This is a genomic window from Alkalicoccobacillus gibsonii (assembly GCF_016798245.1).
GTDB classification, from domain to species: Bacteria; Bacillota; Bacilli; order Bacillales; family Bacillaceae_D; genus Alkalicoccobacillus; species Alkalicoccobacillus gibsonii.
Window position 1 is genome coordinate 126,684 of sequence record NZ_JAEUZA010000001.1, and the last position, 18,055, is coordinate 144,738.

The 18,055-nt window shown below is 38.1% G+C and carries 21 protein-coding genes; 17 read left to right on the plus strand and 4 right to left on the minus strand.

The features are described from left to right. Positions 1-78: 78 nt before the first annotated feature. From JNO66_RS00690 to JNO66_RS00730, 9 genes are all read left to right on the plus strand, one after another. Complete coding sequence (locus JNO66_RS00690) at positions 79-834, plus strand: DeoR/GlpR family DNA-binding transcription regulator (protein ID WP_203086294.1); 756 nt, start codon at positions 79-81, stop codon at positions 832-834. Between the two features lie 16 nt (positions 835-850). Next, complete coding sequence (locus JNO66_RS00695) at positions 851-2,140, plus strand: four-carbon acid sugar kinase family protein (RefSeq protein WP_203086295.1); 1,290 nt, start codon at positions 851-853, stop codon at positions 2,138-2,140. A gap of 16 nt (positions 2,141-2,156) precedes the next feature. After that, entirely contained in the window at positions 2,157-3,152 is a 996-nt protein-coding gene (gene pdxA, locus JNO66_RS00700; protein WP_203086296.1) for a 4-hydroxythreonine-4-phosphate dehydrogenase PdxA, read from the plus strand. Between the two features lie 75 nt (positions 3,153-3,227). Continuing rightward, entirely contained in the window at positions 3,228-4,595 is a 1,368-nt protein-coding gene (locus JNO66_RS00705; protein ID WP_203086297.1) for a GntP family permease, read from the plus strand. A 242-nt stretch (positions 4,596-4,837) separates the two neighbouring features. Next, a complete protein-coding gene (locus tag JNO66_RS00710; protein ID WP_203086298.1) occupies positions 4,838-5,728 on the plus strand; it encodes a hypothetical protein in 891 nt (296 codons plus the stop codon). 43 nt (positions 5,729-5,771) lie between these two features. Continuing rightward, positions 5,772-6,260 carry a GrpB family protein gene (locus JNO66_RS00715; protein WP_203086299.1) on the plus strand — a complete coding sequence of 163 codons (489 nt, stop codon included), beginning with the start codon at positions 5,772-5,774 and terminating at the stop codon, positions 6,258-6,260. A 21-nt stretch (positions 6,261-6,281) separates the two neighbouring features. After that, complete coding sequence (locus JNO66_RS00720) at positions 6,282-7,223, plus strand: HD domain-containing protein (RefSeq protein WP_203086300.1); 942 nt, start codon at positions 6,282-6,284, stop codon at positions 7,221-7,223. Positions 7,224-7,235: 12 nt separating this feature from the next. Beyond that, positions 7,236-7,706, plus strand: a complete 471-nt coding sequence (locus JNO66_RS00725) for a GNAT family N-acetyltransferase (protein ID WP_203086301.1) — start codon at positions 7,236-7,238, stop codon at positions 7,704-7,706. A 17-nt stretch (positions 7,707-7,723) separates the two neighbouring features. Beyond that, on the plus strand, positions 7,724-8,473 hold the full coding sequence (locus tag JNO66_RS00730; RefSeq protein WP_203086302.1) for a class I SAM-dependent methyltransferase: 750 nt from the start codon (positions 7,724-7,726) through the stop codon (positions 8,471-8,473). Positions 8,474-8,533: 60 nt separating this feature from the next. Here the strand turns inward: JNO66_RS00730 and JNO66_RS00735 are convergent, their stop codons facing one another. Further along, entirely contained in the window at positions 8,534-9,739 is a 1,206-nt protein-coding gene (locus tag JNO66_RS00735) for an MFS transporter (protein WP_203086303.1), read from the minus strand. Positions 9,740-9,851: 112 nt separating this feature from the next. Here JNO66_RS00735 and JNO66_RS00740 point away from each other — a divergent pair, with 112 nt between their 5' ends. After that, a complete protein-coding gene (locus JNO66_RS00740) occupies positions 9,852-11,567 on the plus strand; it encodes an ABC transporter substrate-binding protein (protein WP_203086304.1) in 1,716 nt (571 codons plus the stop codon). Positions 11,568-11,600: 33 nt separating this feature from the next. Continuing rightward, on the plus strand, positions 11,601-11,948 hold the full coding sequence (locus tag JNO66_RS00745; RefSeq protein ID WP_210340784.1) for a YybH family protein: 348 nt from the start codon (positions 11,601-11,603) through the stop codon (positions 11,946-11,948). Here JNO66_RS00745 and JNO66_RS00750 read toward each other — a convergent pair. Both JNO66_RS00750 and JNO66_RS00755 read right to left on the minus strand, forming a co-directional pair. Beyond that, entirely contained in the window at positions 11,914-12,471 is a 558-nt protein-coding gene (locus JNO66_RS00750) for a nucleotidyltransferase domain-containing protein (RefSeq protein WP_203086305.1), read from the minus strand. The genes JNO66_RS00745 and JNO66_RS00750 overlap by 35 nt on opposite strands. A gap of 10 nt (positions 12,472-12,481) precedes the next feature. Further along, positions 12,482-13,261, minus strand: coding sequence for a Cof-type HAD-IIB family hydrolase (locus JNO66_RS00755; protein WP_203086306.1), 780 nt, complete (start codon positions 13,259-13,261; stop codon positions 12,482-12,484). 84 nt (positions 13,262-13,345) lie between these two features. Between JNO66_RS00755 and JNO66_RS00760 the strand changes: the two genes are divergently transcribed. After that, on the plus strand, positions 13,346-13,915 hold the full coding sequence (locus JNO66_RS00760; protein WP_203086307.1) for a DUF6434 domain-containing protein: 570 nt from the start codon (positions 13,346-13,348) through the stop codon (positions 13,913-13,915). Positions 13,916-13,977: 62 nt separating this feature from the next. After that, on the plus strand, positions 13,978-14,370 hold the full coding sequence (locus tag JNO66_RS00765) for a hypothetical protein (RefSeq protein WP_203086308.1): 393 nt from the start codon (positions 13,978-13,980) through the stop codon (positions 14,368-14,370). Here the strand turns inward: JNO66_RS00765 and JNO66_RS00770 are convergent, their stop codons facing one another. Next, complete coding sequence (locus JNO66_RS00770; RefSeq protein WP_203086309.1) at positions 14,371-14,673, minus strand: hypothetical protein; 303 nt, start codon at positions 14,671-14,673, stop codon at positions 14,371-14,373. A gap of 59 nt (positions 14,674-14,732) precedes the next feature. On the opposite strand from JNO66_RS00770, the gene JNO66_RS00775 reads away from it, so the two are divergent. From JNO66_RS00775 to JNO66_RS00790, 4 genes are all read left to right on the plus strand, one after another. Then, the gene (locus JNO66_RS00775; RefSeq protein ID WP_203086310.1) at positions 14,733-14,993 is read left to right on the plus strand and encodes a hypothetical protein; all 261 of its coding nucleotides are present in this window, start codon (positions 14,733-14,735) and stop codon (positions 14,991-14,993) included. 91 nt (positions 14,994-15,084) lie between these two features. Further along, a complete protein-coding gene (locus JNO66_RS00780; RefSeq protein WP_203086311.1) occupies positions 15,085-16,563 on the plus strand; it encodes a protein adenylyltransferase SelO in 1,479 nt (492 codons plus the stop codon). Between the two features lie 191 nt (positions 16,564-16,754). Beyond that, a complete protein-coding gene (locus JNO66_RS00785; protein WP_203086312.1) occupies positions 16,755-17,516 on the plus strand; it encodes a hypothetical protein in 762 nt (253 codons plus the stop codon). A gap of 129 nt (positions 17,517-17,645) precedes the next feature. Beyond that, entirely contained in the window at positions 17,646-18,041 is a 396-nt protein-coding gene (locus JNO66_RS00790) for a (deoxy)nucleoside triphosphate pyrophosphohydrolase (RefSeq protein ID WP_203086313.1), read from the plus strand. Positions 18,042-18,055 lie beyond the last annotated feature (14 nt).

Genomic DNA, 18,055 nt, shown 5'->3' on the forward strand with positions numbered 1-18,055 from the left:
TGTTCAAAACAAACATAATTTTGTTGACTAGTGTCAATTTGTGTTGTAAATTAACACTATAGGATGTGAAAAACGAACATGGATCCTAAAACAAGACGAAATCAGATTCAGCAAATAGTTGAAGAAAATGGAAAAGTTGAGATTGATCAACTGACCGAAGCATTGCAGGTTTCTCATATGACAGTGCGTCGGGATTTAGCGCTATTAGAAGAAGAACAAAAATTGATTCGAACGCACGGCGGAGCTGTTCTGCCAAAAGCTTTAGTAAAAGAAACACCTTATGTAAACAAAGAAACAAAAGAATTACATGCTAAGAGATCGATTGCTAAGGAATCCCTTTCTTTAATTGGACATGGAGCAACGATATTAGTTGACTCAGGGACAACTACTTTTGAGTTAGTTCGGTTGTTGAAAGATCGTGATGATTTAACGATTATCACAAATGATATTAAGATCGCAGCTGAACTCGTTGATGCGAAACCTCGCTGTATCGTCACAGGGGGCGAAGTGCAGTCGAAGGTAGGAGCGTTGTATGGAGCGCATGCTTATGATTTATTGCGCAGTATACACGTTGATTTGTTCATTTTGGGTGCTCATGCTGTTCATCAAAATGTAGGGGTAACCGCTCCAACATTAGAGAAGGCAAAAATGAAACAACTGATGATCGAGGCTGCAGAACAAACATGGCTAGTATGTGATACAAGCAAATTTAATGAAAAATCTTTTGCACATGTGTGCGAATTACATGAAGTAGAAGGAATTGTGACAGATGATCGTTTGAATGATGAAGAGTTAGATTTATTTCATCAAACTAGACTGAAGGCACCTTTGTAGATCAGGAGGACGTTTTATGAAAATAGGTGTAATTGCAGATGACCTAACTGGAGCAAATGCATCTGGAGTAAAGTTAGTGAAGCAAGGCTTTCAAGCAACGACCATTGTTCACAGTGCACAGCTCCCTGCCAGTGGGTATCAAGATGTGGTTATTATGGATACAGATAGTCGCTATCTAGAAAAAGAGATGGCAAGACAAAGAGTATCAAAAGCAATGAACCAGCTGAAGAACTGGGGAGCGACTGTTTTTACAAAGCGAATTGATAGTACGATTCGTGGAAACATTGGACAGGAAATTGATGAAATGCTTAGCCATATGGAGAAAGATGCCGTTTCAATTATTATTCCTTCCTTTCCCGATTCAGGTAGGGTTACGACCGGAGGATACTTATTACTTGATGGCGTTCCCTTGCAGGAAACTTATGTTTCTAAGGATCCTATTGCTCCCATTACTAAATCCTTTGTACCAGATCTTATTTCAGCACAGTCAGAACATAAGGTCGGATATATTGGCTTGAGTGCTGTGATGGATGGGAAAGAATCCTTTCTTTCCTCCTTACAAGAACAAATCACAAACGAATGTAAGTTAGTTGTTGTGGATGCTGTAACAAATGAACAAATTGAAGATATAGCAGAGGCGCTTTCACAGTCTCAAAGACAAATTTTATGTGCAGATCCTGGTCCATTAACGGCGAGTTATGCACGAGCTTTATCAAAGGATCATGTGAAAAAGGCGACGATTCTTGTTTCGGTAGGAAGTGCGACAAGTTTAACTGGTTCACAATTAGAGTATTTAATTGAAAAAACAGGTTCAACGCCTGTTTATGTAGATCCAGAGCCCTTAGCAAGCTATACAGAGACTTGGGAATTAGAAGTGGAGAGAGCAACGGAGGAAGCAGTTAAACAAGCATTAGTTGATCATGTTTTAATTGTTACTAGTCATAAACCGGGACAGGATCTTGTCGATCTGAAAGCTAAGGCACGTCTTGAAGGTAAAAGTAGTGATGCTTTGGCTAAGCGCATTACGGATGGTCTAGCAACGATCAGCCGAAAACTATTAACCAATGAAAAGTTAACATTCGCAGGATGCTTCACTAGTGGTGGAGATGTTACCGCTTCTGTTTGTGCTCTCGGACGTGCGAATGGGATTTCCTTGAAAGATGAAGTGATGCCGCTTGCAGCTTATGGAACTTTTGAGGGTGGATATTTTGATGGACTACCTGTTGTAACCAAAGGTGGATTAATAGGAGATAAAAAAGCCATCTATGAGTGTGTGAAGTTTGTACAAACAAAAGCAACCATGTAAAAAGGAGAGATTTTTTATGAAAAAGCCAGTTATTGCAATTACAATGGGAGATCCTGCAGGAATTGGACCTGAAATTACGGTCGGTTCATTAGATAAGAAAGAGATTTATGATATTTGTACACCTGTAGTTGTCGGAAATGCAGACATACTAGCAAAGATGCTTCCGGTAAAGAAAGCAGACTTAAAAATTAATCAAATAAATGAAGTGCATGAAGCTGTTGGGGAATATGGAACAATCGATGTTATCCATCTAGGAGAATTAAACAATTTTGAGCTTGGTCAAGTAAACGGAGAGTGTGGTCAAGCAGCGTTTGACTATATTAAATATGCAGTCGAGCTATGCCAATCGAATCAAGCACAAGCAATGGCAACAGCTCCAATTAATAAAGAATCATTAAAAGCCGCTGAAGTTCCTTACATTGGTCACACTGAAATGCTGGCAGGATTCGCAGATGTGGCAGATCCACTAACAATGTTTGAAGTTCTAAGTATGCGTATCTTTTTCCTTACTCGTCATCTTTCCTTAAAGGATGCAATTGGTCAAATGACAAAAGAACGAGTGCATGATTACCTAATCCGCTGTGATGCTGCACTTAAGCAACTAGGGGTTGAAAATCGTAAGTTTGCTGTTGCTGGATTAAACCCACATAGTGGAGAGAATGGACTATTCGGATACGAAGAAGTGGATGAAATTAGACCTGGAATTGAGTTAGCTAAAGCAGATGGAATAGATGTAGTTGGTCCAGTTCCAGCGGATTCAGTTTTCCATCAAGCTTTAAATGGCCGTTATGATGCTGTGCTTTCTCTCTACCATGATCAAGGTCATATTGCGGCAAAAATGACTGATTTCCATCGTACCATCTCCATTACAAACGGGCTTCCTTTCCTAAGAACGTCGGTAGACCACGGAACAGCCTTTGATATTGCTGGAGAAGGAATTGCAAGCTCTGTCAGTATGGAAGAAGCGATTAAACTTGCTGCAAAATATGCACCACATTTCATAAATGCATAGGTATTTTTACAAAGCCGCTCATGCGGCTTTGTTATAAATGGAAAAATAAAGCGCTTACTAAAGGGGGAAAGTAGAATGGACGTGTCGGGTACACAGATGATTATTGGTCTTGTGATTGCAATTGCGGTCCTCATCTTTCTAGTAGTCAAAACAAAAGTTCATGTCTTTTTAGCACTTATTATTGCAGCATCTATTACAGGATTAGTGGGAGGAATGGCACCGCCTGCAGTCGTTGATGCAATTACACAAGGGTTTGGCTCCACACTTGGATCAATTGCGGTTGTCATTGGTTTTGGTGTAATGATGGGTCGTATATTAGAAGTTTCAGGTGCGGCCGAACGATTAGCCTATTCCATCGTAAAAGTTTTAGGGAAGAGAAAAGAAGAGTGGGCTATGGCATTAACAGGGTATATTGTGGCTATTCCAATCTTCGTGGACTCGGCATATATCATTCTAAGTCCACTCGCAAAAGCGTTATCTAAGAAAAGTGGAAAATCTATTGTTGCACTTGCCGTTGCCCTCGCTGGAGGAGCAGTAGTTATTCATAGTGCAGTGCCTCCTACACCAGGTCCACTTGGTGTGGCTGGGATTTTAGATGTAGATATTGGTTTAATGATTTTATCTGGTATGTTATTCGCTATTCCTATTGTGTTTGTTATGGTGTTATACGCTAAGTGGTTAGGTAAACGAATTTATCAGCTTCCAAGTGAAGATGGACTAGGTTGGGTACGTCCAGAGAAAGAAATAACTGTGGAAGATTGGATGAATGAAAAAGAAAGCAAAGACCTCCCTTCTTTATTCCGATCAGCCGCACCAATTGTTGTTCCGCTTATCTTAATCTTTCTAAATACCACGACAGCAGCATTAAACATGACGGGTCCAGTCATTGAGTATATTCAGTTCTTTGGTTCACCACTTATTGCTGTTGGGATTGCTGTGTTAGTTGCGATTTATGGTCTATTTGGTCACGTTCGTCGCTCAGATGCGTTAGATCGCATGGAAGAAGGAATTCAACAAGCGGGTATCGTATTACTAGTTACAGGTGCTGGGGGCGCATTAGGCTTTGTATTAAGAGAAACGGGTGTGGGAGAATATATTGCTGAGATTATTGTTAATACGGGAATTCCGGCAATTTTACTACCTTTTGTTATCGCTAGTTTAGTAAGGTTAATACAAGGTAGTGGAACCGTAGCGATGATTACTTCTGCTTCCATTTCAGCACCAATTCTTGCAGGTCTTGATGTAAATATGGTTCTAGCCGCTCAAGCAGCTGCACTTGGCTCTATGTTGTTCTCTTACTTTAACGATAGTTTATTCTGGGTAGTAAACCGTACGATTGGTATTAAGCAAACGAAGGAACAAATTCTTGTCTGGTCAGTACCTACAACGATCGCTTGGGTTACATCATTAATCTTGTTATTGATTGCAAATGCTATTTTTTAAATAGCTAATATATTGTTAAGTGACAAAGTACAAAGAACAGTTCTGAATGCAGGACTGTTTTTTGTACTTTGTCATATTATCTAGACAAACAACAAATAGGATGAATTTAGATGAACAGTCTATTATCTCCCAAAAGAATGGATCTAAGAATGTTGGGTGACTGTGAAATCAACGAAAATCCTTTCTTGAGAAATTGTGGAATCATTTGTTACTCTTATAATAGATAAAAGGAGGACGAAAACGTGAAGAAACGTTCGATCATTTCACTGATCGTTTTTGCAGGGATACTAGCGGCATGTGGAGACCAGGAAGCTGAGTCTTTATCTGCTACCAATTACGAATCAAAGATCTTCGCTACGGATCAAAAGGAGTCGCTAGACCTACAGGAAACAGGAAATGAAGAGGAAGAAAACAAAGAAGAAAGCAATGAAGCGACTGAAGTAGAAAGTACACAAGAGACTGAAGAGAATGTTGCGACGAAGAAGGAAGTAAAGGAAGAACCTGAAGAGAATTCAACTTCAGAAGCGGTTGAAAAAGAAAGTGAAACTGAGGAAGAAATAGAGTCAAAAGAAGAACCAGAACCAGAACCAGAACAAAAGCCTACCTATGAAACCATTCATCACACTAGAGGTGCACTAACCGTAGATGGATCAACCGGTTCCACTGTTCAAACAGACGCTGGAACGTTTACCGTTGAAGCATCCCTTAAGAATATTCAAACGCTACAATCTGGTCCTATTCAAGTGCAAATAAAGAGTGCGAGCAAAATTAGTGGAGAGATCACAGAACCAAGTCTAGCTGGGGTTGCAGGAGAAAACGTCGGTTACATTCAATTAGATGCAATTGTGACAAATTCAAGTGAGGATTCAGTCTTATTTTATCTTGATAATACAAGGTTAGATTCTGGAAGCCAGTCTTTTTATGCGAATGAGATGTTTAGTGGATCCGGTAGAGGATACGGGGATCTTCAGCCGTATACGGAACATCATATTACGTTGTTTTATATGATGGATGGAGCGAATGTAGGCGACATCTATTCAATTTATGGGTTAACAGATGCCCCAACAGATCAAGCGTCTGGAGCGACATTAGGGGACCCCATGAAGTTTCAATTTTCATTTACAGGAGCTTAACATTATAAATTTCACGTACCGAAATTAAAGTGAGGTTAATGAAATGGAAACCTTTAAACTGAAGTCGGTAGATCAAACGATACTGAAGCGTATGGTTCAGAAGCATACGCTTCAGATTCAACAGTTGATACCGAATGCAGAGATTCATCATGTAGGCAGTACGGCTGTACCTAATGCATTAACAAAAGGTGATATTGATCTTCAAATAAGAGTGAAGCAAAAGAACTTTCTTGAAGCCAAACGTTTATTGTTATCAAGGTATGAGTTAAACACAGGTAGCTCTCAGACATCTTTCTTCAGTGCGTTTGAGATCGAAGATGAGTTACCAATCGGTGTTCAGTTAACCGTAATTAATTCAGAGATTGACCATTTTTGGAAGGTAACTGAATTCTTTAAAGCGAACCCTACGATACAAGAGGAGTATAATCAACTCAAAAAAGCATACAACGGTCAGCCGATGGACAAATATCGTACGAAAAAGTCTGAATTTATAGAGAAAATCCTTTATTCAGAGGCATTTCTACATTTTTAAAGATAGCGAAGGGAGATGAAAATGATTCTTTCATATGAACCGCTTTATCCAGACGTCACCCCCCTTTATTGGGAAGTTGACTTAATGCAGTCATCCTATGTGCGAAGATTAAAACACTTAGCGCATTATGGTGGCGGTTCCTTTGTTTCTTCTGTTACACATTCGCGTTTGGAACATACATTAGGTGTTTGGAAACTGACAGCCCACTTTTTTCCCGATTGGAATGAACTCAGAGCGGCAGCATTATTGCATGACATTGGCCACTTGCCTTTTTCTCATGCCATAGAGCGAACGCTTGGCTACAATCACCACGAGCTTACCGAAACCTATATTCAAAGTGATGAAATCCAAACACTTTTACATAAAGCAGGTTCGACCCCTAACCAAATTTGCGACTTACTAAATAAACAATCGCCATTAACTGGAGCAAATGATGTCTTAGGTTTGGATCATTTAGATAGTTTTATTAGAGATTCATATATGATGGGTGAGCTAAATGGATGTTCATTTGATTTACTCTCGAAACTCTCATGTACTGATGAAGGAATCTCAACGGATGCTCAAACGGCAGAGTGGATTCTTGACCTTATTCTTAAAGATCATCAAATGATGCATTCTCCTTTGTTAAAAGCAGTTGATCGGCTACTTAGTGAGGCGGTTCACCTACACCAGTTATCGGTGGCAGATGATGTTTCGTTTTTAATAGATGCTCAGTTGACCGCTACGCTTTTACAATCACCCAGTCAGAAAGCTCAGAATATCATTCATACACTATTATTTGAACCTAGTCGTATTCAGGTGTCAGACATTTGCTCATCTGAAGGTCTACATGTCAAAAAAGGAAAAGTATATGACCGTTTACCGTTAATTCAAGGTCAATCTATGTCAAAGTCACAACAAGCCGAATCACATACAGATCGTTTAAATCAATTAAGAAAAGAATATGAAATTACCATTTTATGAGGTGAAGTGGAAGTGAAGATTCGCACATTACAAATCAGTGATCAACAACCTATCATTTCAGTTTTAAACGAGTGGTGGGGAGGAAGAGAGATGGCGCATATGCTGCGAGCCTTGTTCTTCCACCATTTTAATCAAACAAGCTTTATCTCAGAAGAAAATGGAGAGATGGTAGGGTTTCTGGTTGGTTTTCTTTCCCAAGCTCACCCATGTGAAGCCTATATCCACTTTGTTGGTGTTCATCCAAACTATCGCCAGCAAAAAATAGGACAGACGCTATATCGTCATTTTTTTCAGAAGGTTCAAAAAGAAGAGCGGAGTATCGTACGTTGCATTACATCGCCACAAAATAAGGGCTCGATCGCCTACCATCAAAGAATGGGTTTCACAATTTGTTCGGGTGATGAATTGATAGATGGGATAGAAGTACATACAAATTACGACGGAGCAGGTAGTGATCGAGTTGTATTTGAAAAGAAACTATAACTAAGGGAGAGCCAAGGATGGAAAATGCACAGAAAATATTAGAAGTGAACAAGGCAGGTTGGGAACGGTCAGCTGAACGTTTTTTTGGAAGAACAGCCTTACCTGAATATGGGCCTCATGCATATCGTGAAGATCAATTGCACTTATTTGATGTAATTGAAGGGAAAAAGGTGTTGGATATTGGTTGTGGCAGTGGTCACTCCTTGTATTATATGGCGCAGCAAGGAGCAAAGGAATTGTGGGGTCTCGACATATCGGAAAAACAAATCATAACCTCTCGTGACGTATTAAAGGAACAAAAGGTTTCTCAATTATTTGTGTCTCCAATGGAAGAAAATCCAGGCGTACCAACAAATTATTTTGACATTGTGTATTCAATCTATGCACTAGGTTGGACAGTTGATTTAAGACAAACCCTCACGAACATCTTTTCTTATTTGAAACCAAACGGCTTATTCATATTTAGTTGGGAGCATCCAATGCACGATCGAGTGACATATAAAGATGGCGACTATATCCTTCACAAATCTTATCTCGAGGAAGGACCTGAGTGGAATGAAGCGTGGCCTGACCGCGTCATTACGCATCACATTAAACTTAGTACCTATGTAAACACTTTAATTGAATGTGGATTTAAAGTAGAAAAGATTATTGATGATGTGCACATTCCTGAAGAGAGTAATCAAGGCGATCCAAGTAAATGGTATGCCACTCAAAAAGCAGCTATACTTCCCCCAACGTTTATTGTGAAAGCTAGAAAAGGGTAAAACAGCTTAGATACTTAAGGTGATGAATGACTCCATTAAGTCTCTAGATTGTTATGATGATCAATTAGATTCAGAAATTGAAGAATTGATTTTTCGTTTGTTCCCTATTCTTCTAAATTGAATAACCGTTATTAATGACAAGATACCTAATAATAAGAATATCCATCTTATATTTACGACTTCTGAAAGAAGCCCTACAAAAAAACCGGACAAAGGCAATGAGGCGAGTCCAATCATCATTACTAAACCGTTCACTCTTCCTAATAGATTAGCAGGAACGATCTGTTGTCTAAATGTTTTATTAAGCACATTAAACACAATGACTGGTGCACTTTGTATGGAAATGCAGATCATTAAACTGTACCAATTCCAGCTGAAAGCTGTTAGGATAATGCCGATTGCACTAACAAACAAAACAACCACCATTGCATTTAACGTATTTCTTGAAGACTTCACAACATTTATTAATAAGATACCAACAAACTGTGCAATTCCAGCACCTGCGTAAATCCAACCTAATTCAGTAGAAGTGACACCGATTTCATCTCGAGAATAAAAGACAAGCATACTAACTAACGATCCATTTGCGATATTCACAATGAAGATTAGCCAGGTTAATGAACGTAGAATAGGGTGGGTCCATAAATAACTTGCTCCCTCCTTAAGGGATTGCCAGCTTGTCTTTTTACTATTAGGACTAAATGAATGTAGCATCGAAAGCAAAAGCAACGAGATCACAATCGGAAGATAGGCTATGCCGAGGACAAAAAATAATGAATACACTCCAATTCCACTTATAAGAATACCTGCTGCTATACTTCCGAATAAAACAGAACTGGTATCGATGATCTGAAAAAGAGAATTTACACGCATTAATGATTCCTTCTTAAATAATTGAGGAATGATTGTACTGTTTGTCACATTAAAACAAGCACCTGCACTTGCAATTAGAAAGCCAATAAGATAAAGAAATCCAACCTGTAGAAGGTTAAATTGATGTAAAAGCGGTATGAAAAGTACTAAGCTTCCTTGAACCAATGCACTATAGACCATAAGCTTCTTTCTGGAAAACCGGTCAGCGAGAGTGCCGGCAACCGGAGCAATAAAAATGAGAGGTAATGTTTGTACAAAAAACATAAGTCCTGTGCTAACAGAGGATTGTGTAAGGTCATAAATTAACCATGGAATAGCGATAACATACATTTTGTCACTTAGTTTGAACAGAATTGTTACAAAGAAATAGAGAATATAGTTCTTGTTATTCAATTAACATCTCCCCAATCATCTGTTTTTGTTTGATTTTATTATCAGTTTTTTGAAAAGAGGTAAAAAGACCAGAGATAAGGATTTGATGTCCCCTTTTAGGAAGGTGAGGTACGTGGAGGAGAAGTATTTAGAACTAAGAGCGTTTTTTTATGAACGAGAGGACCAGTTATCCGTGCCTTTTAAACACGATATGTTAGAAGGCTTATGGTTTTGTACGAGGAGGAACGTTAAACGTATTCTTAAGCAGCTGGAATCTGAGGGTTACTTTCAATACATGCCAGGCAAAGGTCGGGGACATTATTCTGTATTAACATTTCATCAATCATTCAGATTGGAAGTTGAGCACTATGTAAATAAGTGTGTACAAACAAATAATCTGGATCAGCTTGCCTTTATCTTAAGATTGCCTATACCTAAAACATGGATCATTGATGTTTCTGCAGATTTTCAGAAATTATTAGGCTTTAAGCGAAGTGAAGAGTCTAAAGACATTCTTTATACCTTTAAATCACGTGAAATTACATCTCTTGATCCATCGCTTTCAGCTATTGCCCTGGAAGTACACCTAATCAAGCAGCTCGGTGACACACTTGTTCATTATGACATAGAGCAGAACCGGATTGTCCCGCATTTGGCGCACCATTTTCATGTAGATCAATCTGGCCTGAACTACACTTTTTATCTTCGTAAAAATATTTATTTTCATAACATGGAAAAGTTAAGTAGTGCAGATGTTGTATATACCATTCATAGACTTCAAGAAAGCAAACGTTATTCTTGGCTTGTTGATTCTATAATGGAAGTCAAAGCAGAGTCACCTTTTATAGTCAGCTTTCATCTGCAGAAAAAGAATGCATTCTTTTTGCAAATGCTATCTACTCCAACTCTGGTTATATTGCCTGAGACTAACTTATTTAATGAGTACGAGTGGATAGGATCTGGGCCTTTTATGCTTAAAGAAAGGACAAGGACAAAGTTAGTATTACAAGCATTCGAGCATTATTTTAAAGAGCGAGCGTTAATTGATGAAGTGCATTTTCACACGATTTCAAAATCTGTAGAAAATAGTATTTATTTACAGCATTTTCCTGAGCAGACGAGCCAGCCTGAAGAGTACTCAGTTCACGATATGTGTGTGGTTAGTTTACTATTTAATCAGCAATCAAATTCTTTACTACAGAATACGTTTCTGAGAGAGGCTATTTACCATCTACTAGATGTTTCTAAATTAGCAGCAGACTTATCCTTTGATGTGAAAGAAGCCAGTACATTTAGTGAGCTGCGATCAACGCCGATAGTGAAACAGAATCAGATCATACCAGATTTGTTGAGGCAATCTACTTATTGTGGAGAAGAATTAAAAGTGGGCTATCTTAACAATGAATTAACTCAAAGAGAAGCACTGTGGTTGATAAAGGAAGCACAGGAATTTGGCATAAACTTGGTTCTAAATCCGATTGCTCATGAGCACTTCTACGAACCCACGATCATGAGTGCGGTAGATCTTCTCTTCATGAAAGTGGTCTTTTCTGCTGATTGGCATTTATCTTTTTTAAGTATGTTTAAAAATGAGCAACTTTTTTTCTTGCCCTTCCTCCAAGAAAAAGAAAAAAATAAACTGCATCATATGATTAACATATTTGAAGAATCTACCTCGTATCAAGTGAGAGAACAAACGATTATTGATATTGAATTATTTTTAAAGGAAGGATCTCACATCGTCTTTTTATACCATCCAGTTATAAAGAGAAAATTAGATCCAATTATTAAAAACGCTAGTCATCATTCATACGGGCATCTTGATTTCAGTAAGCTATGGTTATCATAAAAGGGGGCAGGAATTGTGGTTGAATTTGCACTTATGAAATACATAGATGCAACAAATACGCACAATTTTCAAGAGGTTGCGAAGTGTTTGCACCCAGAAGCTGTATATTGGTTCAGTGATCAAACATGTACTAGCCTAGAAGATATCGAATTGTATTTTGAACGCAGTTGGAAGGCGATCCCGGATGAAGTGTATCGAGCAGAAGATGTTGTTTGGCTCACAAAAGATTCAAATAGTGCCAGTTATATCTACACGTACCACTACCAGGGTCATTTTAACGGAGAATTTATATCTGGTAGTGGAAGAGCGACAAATGTTTTTATATTAACCGATAATAAATGGAAGCTTATTCACGAGCATTTAAGTTCATCGGCAGAGTAAGCATTTCATGAATTCTATTTGTCGCTAAGGGAGGTAACGGCTGAATCAGTGCCTGTTTTAATAGAAATGGCTTTGATACGCCGTGCTTGTAAAAATAATCTTCAATTAAAGCTGCTTTACTTTCTCTGTTCGGCATAAGCAGATAAAGAACGTACCAGTCTTCAAGTGAACTGAGTGGATATGGGAGTTGTTCTGATGTTTCCACATTCAGGGGACTAACATACATACCTGTTTCATGTTTGACACCAAAGTTAGACATAACGTCCACGCCTACTCCATTCACATGAAACTGAGAAAAATGAGTAGAAAAAAGGTGAGGATGACTAGACTTGGAAGATAGTTTTGTGCCTAGTGTTTCTAATACTTGGATAAGGATAGGAGCATCACTTTCTGATACTAACAAATCAATATCATTTGGAGTGGTTTCAAGACCTCGAATGGAGAGCATTAGAGAGCCACCAACTGCCCATTTTATATTATATTTATTTAATTGTTCTGTGATCTTTAGTAGTGTACCTTCCATAATAGTCCTCCTAAACTGGTAATACATTGTATTTATGTAGAGCGAAGGTGATTCCATCTTCTATTGAGGACTTAGTCACAAAGTCAGCAATTGACTTTAGCTGTTCGTTAGCATTCCCCATTGCGATGCCGGTTCCGACTGTTTTAATCATCTCAATATCGTTTGAGCCATCTCCAAAAGCGATGGCCTCAGACGCATCAAGTCCAAAGTGAGAAAGAATCTTCTCTATCGCAATTGATTTATCAACTTCTTCTTGAAGAACATTACAAATAGTAGGGTGCCAACGACTAAATGTAAGCTCTGGAAACCTCTCCTCAAAATGTTTGCTGCCTGTTTGTTCTTCATATAAACACATTAAGTATACATCTTTTTCGTGGATCATTGGATCATGCTCTGGGTAGTCTTTTAACAATAACGTCTCATACAGCGCTGTTTGAATTCTTTCATTTTTAATCTCGTTCATACTTAACCCTTCAGTAAAAAACAATAGACCAGAATGATGAGTTCTTGCATAGTCACAGACATCTTTTATGATCGTAGGGGACACCACAATTTTATGGATTACTGTTTCCTTATGTTTTGCGTACGCGCCATTAGCAGTGATAAACGTCTGAATGCCTAGGCTAATTAATTCGTTGCACATAGACAAAGGTCGTCCGGTGGCTGCAACAACTTGAATTCCGCTAGTAATTAATGCACGAATCGTATGTTGTGTATTTAAAGGGATTGAGCCATCTATAGGATCTGTTAATGTTCCATCGACATCAAAGAAAACAATTTTATACATCACGCATCTCTCCCTATTTAGAGTTCACTCTATTTATACCACTTATGATAAAATTAGGGAATGGATTAATAGAATAGGAGAGGTTCAATGAGACCTGAATTAACAAGAGGTTGTCTAGCAGAAGAATTCAAACAATACTATTGGCTCAAGGAAGAGTTGCAAACGCTTTGTAGAGAACATGGGCTAAGTGCTTCTGGATCTAAGCAGGAAATCTCAGGTCGTATTCAACATTTTTTAAAGACAGGAGAAATCTTAAAGCCGCAAAGAAAGGCAAGTGTAAGTAAAGCAACGGTGAGCACAAGTGAATTAAGCTTGGATACGATTATTACAGAAGATCACCGGTGTAGCCAAGAGGTGCGAGCTTTCTTTAAATCAGTGATTCATTCCTTTCATTTTTCTACAACGATCCAAACATATTTCAAAACAAACGCAGGAAAAACGTATCGTGATGTGGTTGAACGTTGGTATGAGGAAGAAAAGCGAAAAAAAGATCCAACTTACAAAAAAGAAATCTCGTCACAGTTTGAATACAATCAGTACATACGAGACTTTTTTTCGGATCCATCGAATAAGGGAAAAAGCCGGGAAGATGCAATCGAAGGCTGGAACGAGATCAAGCAAAGTCCAGGTAGTAATAAATATCTATTCAAAAAGTGAAACACTCTCACTCCACAATACGTAAGTAGTCATAGAAGGTGATTCTTTTGGGAGTGAGACGAATGAAGGCAGAGTACTTTGGTGATACCGCAGAAAGCTTACAGAACACCACGTTCTCAAAAATGGTAGGTGGAAGAATCCATCCAAGCTTTCGTTTTCAATATAGTGGATCAATTGAATGGAGTGAAGATCAATTACTCATAGAAAATTGGGTCAATATTCATTTACAAGATATTGTCTCAATCTCATGTGCATATGATAAGAATTTTAGTAGGTTCACAACGAATTATGATATAAGGCTAGGTTTCTTTACAAAGGGTGAACCCTTAATCATTCAAACCACTCAGCAGAAGTATTATCTAATGATTAACTGGAACTTCTTTTCAGGTTTTACAGATAACCGAGAATGGTTTCGGTTCATTGAAGAAAAACGTGGAAAGTTGTCATCAACTTAATTAAACAGTTTCCTCTCTGTCCTTTCTGAACTTATCCCTAAATAATTTAATAATGGCATAGACTAAAAAGTATCCTGCACCTGAAAGCAGCCATTCAACTAATTGAAAAGAAAAACGATGAAAGGTAAATAGCTCCCACCTTTTTGGTTCTTCTCCTTCAAAGCTATGATAATCCATAAACTGAACGGGGAAGCCGTACGAAATGGTTGTCATATGTTCGGTTACATATCGACTAGGTGGAGCGATAAAGACTGAAAGCAAAGCTAGACCTAAACAAATTAAATAGATTCGACCTAAAGACATTGTATCACCCTTTTTTATTGTTTTTTATTCATTTGTTCGTTTAAGGGAGTGTGAAATAAATGAATCAATGGCGTAAAAGAGATCTTATCATTCGACTAGTAGTTGGCATACCACTTATAACGATCTTGATTATCTACAGTAGTTATGCAGATGAGAATTCATTTCCTGTTGCTTATATCACCTCATTCGGCCTTTCAATTATGTTTATTGCAATAGGTATTAATTCATGGAAGCATGAAAAATATACACGTGCAAAGTTGGAACTAGGTAGCGGGAGCTTTCTTTTACTATTTCTGTTTATTTTTGTCTTTTTAGTATAACAGACAATTAAGGATAATAAGCCAGAATGTGTGAATTGTAAGGAGGAAACCTGTTAAGCTAACAGTAACTCATTGAAAAGAAGGGGATTAAATGCCTAAACAAGATCTTAAGCATCACGTAGGCTGGAATTTTGATAATACGTATATCCAATTACCAAAAAATTTCTATAGTGAATTGAATCCAAATGTAGTGGAAGAACCTGATTTAGTTGTGCTAAATAAGCGTCTTGCAGAGTGGCTTGGCTTAGACGCGAATCAATTAAAAGAAGACAAGCAAGTCAATGTATTTGCAGGTAATGCCATTCCTGAAGGTGGCCACGCACTTGCTCAAGCGTATGCAGGGCACCAATTCGGTAATTTCACGATGTTAGGTGATGGACGAGCTCTATTAATCGGTGAACAAATCACACCTGAGGGAGAACGTTTTGATCTTCAGCTCAAAGGGTCCGGACGAACAGCTTTCTCGAGAGGTGGAGATGGGCGGGCTGCTCTTGGACCAATGCTAAGAGAATACGTGATCAGTGAAGCGATGCATTCCTTAGGTATTCCTACTACCAGGAGCCTTGCTGTTGTAACGACAGGTGAGCTGGTTCTTCGTGAAATTGGCTTACCAGGAGCTGTTATGACACGGGTCGCCTCCAGTCACTTGAGAGTGGGCACCTTTCAATACGCAGCAGCAAAAGGAAACGTGGAAGAGCTAAAGAAACTAGCCGATTATGCCATCCGTCGTCATGATCCTGCTCTTGAATCAGCAGAGAATCCTTACCTTACCTTTTATCGAAGCGTTTTAAAGCGTCAGGCAGAGTTAATTGCCAAGTGGCAGCTGGTTGGATTTATTCATGGGGTCATGAATACCGATAACATGACGATTAGTGGAGAAACGATTGATTATGGTCCATGTGCGTTTATGAATACGTATAAACCAGACACAGTCTTTAGCTCAATCGATGTTCAAGGACGATATGCATATGGAAACCAACCGTATATAGCAAATTGGAACTTGGCACGATTCGCTGAAACACTTCTTCCACTTATCAATCAAGACCAGGATAAAGCAATTGAGAGTGTTCAAGAAGAGCTAGCTACATTTAAAACCACGTACTTAAACTATTGGTATGAAGGTATGAGTAAGAAGCTTGGCTTATGTACCATTGAAGAGAGTGATCAAGAGTTAATTGATCAGCTTCTTAAGATAATGGAAGAAGCAGAGGCTGACTTCACAAACACATTCAGAGCTTTAACATTAGATGATCTCAGTGAAGAACCAGCGCTTTCGTGTTCAAAAGAATTCTCTGAATGGCATAATTATTGGAAACAAAGACTGACTCGTCAACCACAAACAACAGAAGAAGTTCTACAACTAATGAAGCAGCACAATCCCGCAATCATTCCACGGAATCATCGCGTGGAGGAAGCATTAGACGCTGCTGTTGAGGATGGGGACTATTCAGTATTAAATAAACTCGTTCATGTATTAAACGATCCCTTTGCATACACCTCTGAACAAGAAGCATATAAGCATGGACCAGGTGATGAAGGTAAGGATTATCGAACATTTTGTGGGACGTGATGGGATGGAGTCTACTTAGGTAGGCTCTTTTTTTGTGAGGATAATCCTTCTTTATACAAGGGACTTATAGACTGTATATTGTATGTAAAAGGATTATTTTTGAATAAATTACCTTTAATTATTGATTAAAGTAGTTGTTTATAACATACTTAATATATTTATAAATTGATAGGTAGATAGGAGAGAGCGAAGTGAAGGTAATTAAGTATTCTAGTTTTGTTTTCATAGTAAGTCTTGCGTTCATTCTTAGTGCATGTACAATCCAAATTGGCCAACCTAATACTGAAGTAAGCACGTTAGAAGATGATAAATCATTTGAAAGAGAGGTAAAGGTTAAAGCGAAGGAAAATGAAGAAGCAACTGAGAAATTACAAGGAATAACGATGAGTCAAGATTTTACCCAGGTTGATATGAACACCTTTAATTACAATCTTTTATATGATGAACACTTTGAACTAACGAATGATTTCCTTTATTATGTTTATCCTTACTTAGATTTCTCAATCATCGATATGACTCAGTTAAATTACTCACTGCAATCCTTTATTTACATGGATTATGGTTTATATGATTTCAGCGAATATAATGTGTTTGATATTGATTACTCTAGCTACGGGTTTAATGAAGATCTTGATTGGGATTACATTGACCAACTGTGGGAAGAAGACAAACATGAATTAGATGACTATTACTTTGACTATGATAACGACGAATTTCTCTATGATGAGGAATTGAATGAGCTTGAGTATGATTTATTTGATGAGGAGATAGATGAGAGTGTGTTTGAAGGAGTGAATGTTGAGTATAGTGAGGAAGATTACTATGAGGACTTCGCTGAGTACGACTACGAAGATGAATTTGAGTATGATTATGAAAATGAATTTTACGAAGAAGACGAAGAGTATTACGAATTTGATGAAGATATAGATGAAGATGATTGGGACTGGGAATAAATAAATCATATCATTTTGAAGACGAACGAGCCCCATATGGTTCATTCGTTTTTTGTTTTTCTGTGCGATAGTGAATGGATTAATATGTTAAAATGAGTGAACGAAATTGAAAAAAAGGAAGAGTGAATTATGAAGAAAAATATTTATGTTGTTGGAGCTGTTATTGTTAAAGAACATCTTGTTTTATGTGCACAACGAGGTGATTCAAAATCACTACCATTTAAATGGGAGTTTCCTGGAGGTAAGATTGAAGAGGGGGAAACACCAGAAGAAGCGCTAACAAGAGAAATTAAAGAAGAAATGAATTGTGAAATAAAAATAAACGATAAAATTGAAACAACTGTATATGAATATGACTTTGGAATCGTTCATTTAACAACATTTTATTGCGAACTGATAAAGGGGACGCCTGTCTTAACTGAACATAACGAAATCAGATGGTTGCCTGCCTCTAAATTGAATGATTTGGATTGGGCACCAGCCGATATTCCTGCAATTAAAAAGATTACAGCTAAGATGGCATAAATTTAAAACCAAAG